Origin of the sequence: Flavobacterium sp. (assembly GCF_035456225.1) — a bacterium.
Lineage (GTDB): Bacteria > Bacteroidota > Bacteroidia > Flavobacteriales > Flavobacteriaceae > Flavobacterium.
The window spans coordinates 1-5,469 of record NZ_DATIDM010000011.1; the positions used below are offsets into that span (position 1 = coordinate 1).

Sequence of the window (5,469 nt, forward strand, 5' to 3'; positions counted from 1 at the left end):
CAAAAGACGAACGTTCCTTTTCAGTCTATCGGAATATCAGAAAATCCAATCTGTGTATCTTTAACGGGCAAACCAGCGGGATGACTAACTCCACTCCGGCACTTTTCAATGTAACTGTAGAGAATTTCTTTTCGGAACCAATCAGATCGGAGGAAATTGGGGAATAGTATTTTAACTGAAAAACGAAACGTTATTCTTAAGTTGGTAAATGATGATAATAAAAATCCCCGTACTTGACGGGGATTTTCTTTGCGTAAAAATTAACCAAATGCTATATGAAAAAAACACTTTTTACGCTTGTAAGGCAACTATTTTTTTAGAAGAACTTAAAAGTTCAATCAGGCATTTTAAATCTTCTCTGTTTAAATCATATTGATCGTTGTCAAGAAGATAATACTGATATTCCAGCATTTTACGATACTTCGACATAGGAAATCGGCTATGGGAATTCAGGTACATGCCTTTGTATTCCTGCCATAAGTCCATTTTGTCCACTAAAAATGTCATGTAATGGTAATGCGGATCATGATTGGCATCAAATCCTTCAAATGTTATTTTTTCCAGATCCAAAGAATCTTTTTCTTCCGCCGAAAGCGTTTCGACCGTATCTGAAATCCTGCGGAACATTTGTAAAATCTGACTCGTTTCCTCACAAATAGTCATCGGAATTTCTTCTGTAGCAACATCAAAAACTTCGAAATATTGTTCGGTATAGCCGTTCTCCAGAATTTCGATTTTGGTTTCATAATCATTATCGAAACCAATAGTGGCAAGTATTTTAAACTGGTTGACTAAAATTTGTCTTTCAGTAATAGTTAAGGTTTCCGGAATCATAACTTGAGTGTTTATTGTTCTGTGCAATATTAAAAACAAGCAGAAATAATGTGTTGCGGTTTTTCCTCAATTAATGTTAAAAGGAGTAGGGTAATAATGATAAAAAAATCCCCAGCAACCAGTGTTGATGGGGATTGGTATTTTATTTGAAATAAATTCAGTATTAAGCCGGTTCGCCATAAAGGTCAAATTCGGTAGCATCCGTGATTTTAATGTTTACGAATTCACCTGTTTTTACATAGTGTTTCGTAGCGTCAATCAATACTTCGTTATCTACATCCGGACTGTCGAATTCAGTTCTTCCCACAAAATGACTACCTTCTTTTCTGTCGATGATGCATCGGAAAACCTGACCCACTTTCTCCTGGTTCAAATCCCATGAGATTTGCGATTGTAGTTCCATGATTTCGTTGGCGCGCGCCTGTTTCACTTCGTCCGGAACATCATCTTCCAATAAATAAGCGTGCGTGTTTTCTTCATGAGAATAAGCGAAACAACCCAAACGGTCAAATTTCATTTCCTGTACAAAATCTTTCAGGATGTTGAAATCTTCTTCGGTTTCACCAGGGTAACCAACGATTAAAGTCGTACGGATTGCCATCCCCGGAACCGCTTCACGGAAGTCTTTCAATAATTTCGTTGTTTTTGCCTGCGTAGTTCCGCGACGCATCGATTTCAGGATATTGTCTGAAATATGCTGTAACGGAATATCGATGTAATTACAGATTTTCGGCTCGCGTTTCATCAGCTCCAAAACGTCCATCGGGAAACCTGTCGGGAAGGCGTAATGCAAACGAATCCATTCGATACCCTCTACTTTTGCAAGATTTTCAAGTAATTCGGCAAGGTTACGTTTTTTGTACAAATCCAAACCGTAATACGTTAAATCCTGTGCAATAAGGATTAATTCTTTTACACCGTTTTTAGCTAAACCTTCTGCTTCTTTCACCAATTTTTCAATCGGCTGGGAAACGTGTGCGCCTCGCATCAACGGAATCGCGCAAAAACTGCACGGACGGTCACAGCCTTCGGCAATTTTCAGGTATGCAAAGTTTTTCGGGGTCGTCGTTAAACGCTCTCCCAATAACTCGTGTTTATAATCGGCGCCCAAAGCTTTCAATAATTGCGGTAATTCTGTCGTACCGAAATACTGATCCACATTCGGGATTTCTTTTTCTAAATCGGGTCTGTAACGTTCAGATAAACATCCGGTTACGAAAACTTTGTCAACCAAACCTCTTTCTTTCTTGTCGGCATATTCCAAAATCATGTTTACCGATTCTGCTTTCGCATTGTCAATAAACCCGCAAGTGTTGATAACGATGATGTTACCTTCTTTTTCTGCCGGTGCCTCGTGCTCAACCTCTTTACCGCTGGCCTTTAATTGCCCCATCAGTACTTCGCTGTCGTACACGTTTTTCGAACACCCAAGGGTGATTACATTGATTTTGTTTTTCTTTAATGACTTGGTTCTCATGTAATTATGTTAAATAAAGTGCGCAAAATTACGCTTTTTATATTTAGGAGCACCATCGTTTGGGAATTTTTTAAGGGTTTGGTCCCGCCATCCGCTATATCTTGTCATTGCGAGCTTGCGAAGCAATCTCCCAAAGACAAGGATGCCGCTGCTGTCGGGGCTAAAGGATAAGGCAGGGGAATAAAAAAACCACTCCCGAAAGAGTGGCTCACGTATTATTATGTGTGGCTTTTTAAAAATTAAAGGTGTAGGTCAGGAAGAAATTGTTGGTTTTTGTTGTAATCATAGCGGCATCCGTAAAGCTTGAAAGTAAATAGTTCTTCATCTCTCTTTGTGAGTAGGCATAAGCAAAATCAAGTCGGGAGAACCCAAAATCATAACCGATTCCAGTGGAGAATCCGTGTAAATCCCCAATAGTTTTGCCGTCTTCATAAGGACTTTGTTCGAAGCGGTATCCTGCTCTGTAGCTGACTTGCTTTCTTTTGAATTCAAATCCGGCTCTGACTTCCGAAGTAATAGATCGCAATGTGCTTGACATTAAACTGTTGACAGAACTAAAAAACAAGTCGTGTTCCGGTTTGAATTTTGTACTGGAATAATCTTTATAGGTATAATCCACACTGATCAATCCTTTTTTGTCATTTTTACCAAACAACCATGTCAAACTACCATTAAATTTTTGCGGTGTTTCTAATTTGTACTCAGGATAAATAGTAACTACCGCCGGATTGATATAGATTGAAGATTCTACATTGGCAGGGTCGCTGTATCTTGATGAAATATCCTGCGAAAGTTCGTCTGTAAGGTTGTACCAAGTAGGGGATTCATAAGAAAATCCCGCTCGGAATCCTTTAGTAAATTTCGCTATGGCTCCAACGCTGAAAGAAAAACCACCTCCATAAGTGTGCATGTAATTGTTGAAAACAGTACTGTGGAGCGTATTTCCTGTTAAGTTATTGGGTCCCGAGTTTGACTCATATAAAGAGGAATACTGGAAAAAATCGCTGAAATGAGAATTCAGGTTAAATCCTAAAAATAACACGTCTTTGTAATCGGTAGCAAAATTAAAACTCAATTTTCCGTTGTATCCTGATGTATTGACTATGTTGGTCTGGTAAAAGGAAGTGTTATTTGGGACGTTTGCCGTATAATTAGTGTTGTTTGGTGTATTGGTAACAGGGTCAAATATATAGGCTTGATATCCTAGCCATGCCTGCTGGTCTGCAAAACTTAAGCCTAAATAATCAGCTTCCTGTAATACGCTTAAAGGTATTCCGCTAAGTCCGCCGAACCCATTTGCGAAGGAAGTAAAGTATTCACTTACAGAGCGATTTGGGTTTATCCCCTGAACATAAATGTCGTTGTCAAAATCATTTGTGGTCTCATAGTTGATCGCAAAGGTAAATCGTTTCCAGTCACTGTTCGATTTGGTGTTGTGAAAGACAAACGCTGCTCCCATTTCGTTGAAATTGAAGGTGGTGGTGTTGTCTTTAGCCATTCCTCCATAATAATTCGACTTGTTACTGTTATTGTAAACACTTATGGTCATTGAAGAAGCATTGCTGTTGAATAACGCAGATCCGGCCGGGTTAACGTTAATTGCTGATAAATCGCCGCCAACAGCTCCAAAAGCACCGCTCATCCCTCTAAATCGGGCGGTACCTTGCGTGTTGTCCATTGCATAGCGCAATGCAGAAAAAGGGTTTGGTTCTTGTGCGTTTGCTGTTAGTGCCGACAAGAAAAGGGTTGTATAAAGTAAGAATTTTTTCATGACAAATCAAGTTTAAATAGAAATAAAAACCTAAGCCCAATTTAATGAGCTTAGGTGATTTGAAATTTTATCTTCTGCCGCCACCGCCGCCACCGCCGGAACGTCCGCCACCGCCACCGCCGTAGCTTCCTCCACCGCCGTAGCCACCGCCACCTGAACTTCTAGGAGAAGAACTTGGAGTGGAATAGGTGCCCGAACTTCTCGGAGAAGAAGAACTTGGGGTTGAATAGCCTCCCGAACTTCTCGGAGAAGAGTAACCTCCTGTGCTTCGTGGTGATGAAGAATTATTGTAACCTCTTGGGGATGCATATTGTGTGCCTTGACCAGATCTTGGTATTGCGTTTTGTCCGCTGCTTCTTGGGTTAATGAAGTCGCTGCTTCTTGGGTTTCCGGTTTGGTTGTTTAAGCTTGAGCTTGGATTGTAATATTGGCCACTGCTTCTTGTGCCTGATGTGGCTCCATAATTTCTTCCTCCGCCATCAGATCTTGTGCCAGACGAATTGTACTGGGTTGGGTAACCTCTTCTGGCTCCGTTGTTATAAGCATAACTGCTTCGTCCTCCGTTGTAAGCGTAACCGCCTCTTGTACCGTAGGCGTAGTTGCCATAATAACCACAATAACCATAATGGTATCCATAATAAGGGTAGTAGCAGTAAGGATTGTAGTAGCCCCATCCGTAATATGGATAACCCCAGCCCCAGCCCCAGCTGATGCCCCAGCTCCATCCATAGTAAGGATAGTACCATCCGTAAGAGGAATACCAAGGATCATAGTAGCCACCATAATAATTTACGGTTACGTTTTTTGAATTTTCGCCCCAACCTGCATAATTGTCCTGTTGATTGTAGACGATAGTGTCATTTTTAGGATCGACGACTGCCCCGCTGTCATTAGGAGAGTAATTATTTTTATTGGCTGCAAAGTACTCTTTGTATTTGTCTTGAGAGACATTAGCTTCAGAGTATTGGTACTGCGGTTTTTCAGGAGAACCATAAACGCCGTCATTATCGTAATACGACGAGTTCTGGTACGGACCACAGGAAGAAGCCAAAAGTCCTACTAGTCCAAATAGTATATAAATGGATATATTTCGGCCGGATACGTATATAGTTTTCATATCAATGGTGTTTTTTATTGTTGGACATAACAAAATTAGTTAGTTTTGTCGAACTATTTTCATTAAAGTAAGTTAAACAATATTTGTGCCAAAGTATTTAAAATGAGTAAGAACTTAACAAAACGATCAGAAGATTATTCCAAATGGTATAATGAACTGGTTGTAAAAGCAGATTTAGCAGAAAATTCCGGAGTTAGAGGTTGTATGGTTATTAAGCCGTACGGGTATGCTATTTGGGAAAAAATGCAGCGAGAATTAGACCGTATGTTC

General features: G+C 40.2%; 4 protein-coding genes and 1 pseudogene. 1 reads left to right on the plus strand and 4 read right to left on the minus strand.

The window, feature by feature from the left end:
- Nucleotides 1-291: 291 nt before the first annotated feature.
- From VLB74_RS00585 to VLB74_RS00600, 4 genes are all read right to left on the minus strand, one after another.
- Nucleotides 292-834, minus strand: a complete 543-nt coding sequence (locus tag VLB74_RS00585; protein ID WP_325201531.1) for a YfbU family protein — start codon at nt 832-834, stop codon at nt 292-294.
- A gap of 163 nt (nt 835-997) precedes the next feature.
- On the minus strand, nt 998-2,311 hold the full coding sequence (gene rimO, locus VLB74_RS00590; protein ID WP_325201532.1) for a 30S ribosomal protein S12 methylthiotransferase RimO: 1,314 nt from the start codon (nt 2,309-2,311) through the stop codon (nt 998-1,000).
- A gap of 232 nt (nt 2,312-2,543) precedes the next feature.
- The gene (locus tag VLB74_RS00595; RefSeq protein WP_325201533.1) at nt 2,544-4,082 is read right to left on the minus strand and encodes an OmpP1/FadL family transporter; all 1,539 of its coding nucleotides are present in this window, start codon (nt 4,080-4,082) and stop codon (nt 2,544-2,546) included.
- Nucleotides 4,083-4,149: 67 nt separating this feature from the next.
- Nucleotides 4,150-5,199: a hypothetical protein gene (locus VLB74_RS00600; protein ID WP_325201534.1), complete on the minus strand. Its 1,050-nt coding sequence runs from the start codon at nt 5,197-5,199 to the stop codon at nt 4,150-4,152.
- A gap of 102 nt (nt 5,200-5,301) precedes the next feature.
- Here VLB74_RS00600 and VLB74_RS00605 point away from each other — a divergent pair.
- Nucleotides 5,302-5,469: pseudogene (locus tag VLB74_RS00605) on the plus strand (proline--tRNA ligase); the annotation flags it as partial.

Excerpts from the sequence above, each read along its gene's own strand:
- VLB74_RS00595 (WP_325201533.1), bottom strand. The coding sequence starts at position 4,082 with ATGAAAAAATTCTTACTTTATACAACCCTTTTCTTGTCGGCACTAACA.
- VLB74_RS00585 (WP_325201531.1), bottom strand. The coding sequence starts at position 834 with ATGATTCCGGAAACCTTAACTATTACTGAAAGACAAATTTTAGTCAAC.
- rimO (WP_325201532.1), bottom strand. The coding sequence starts at position 2,311 with ATGAGAACCAAGTCATTAAAGAAAAACAAAATCAATGTAATCACCCTT.
- VLB74_RS00600 (WP_325201534.1), bottom strand. The coding sequence starts at position 5,199 with ATGAAAACTATATACGTATCCGGCCGAAATATATCCATTTATATACTA.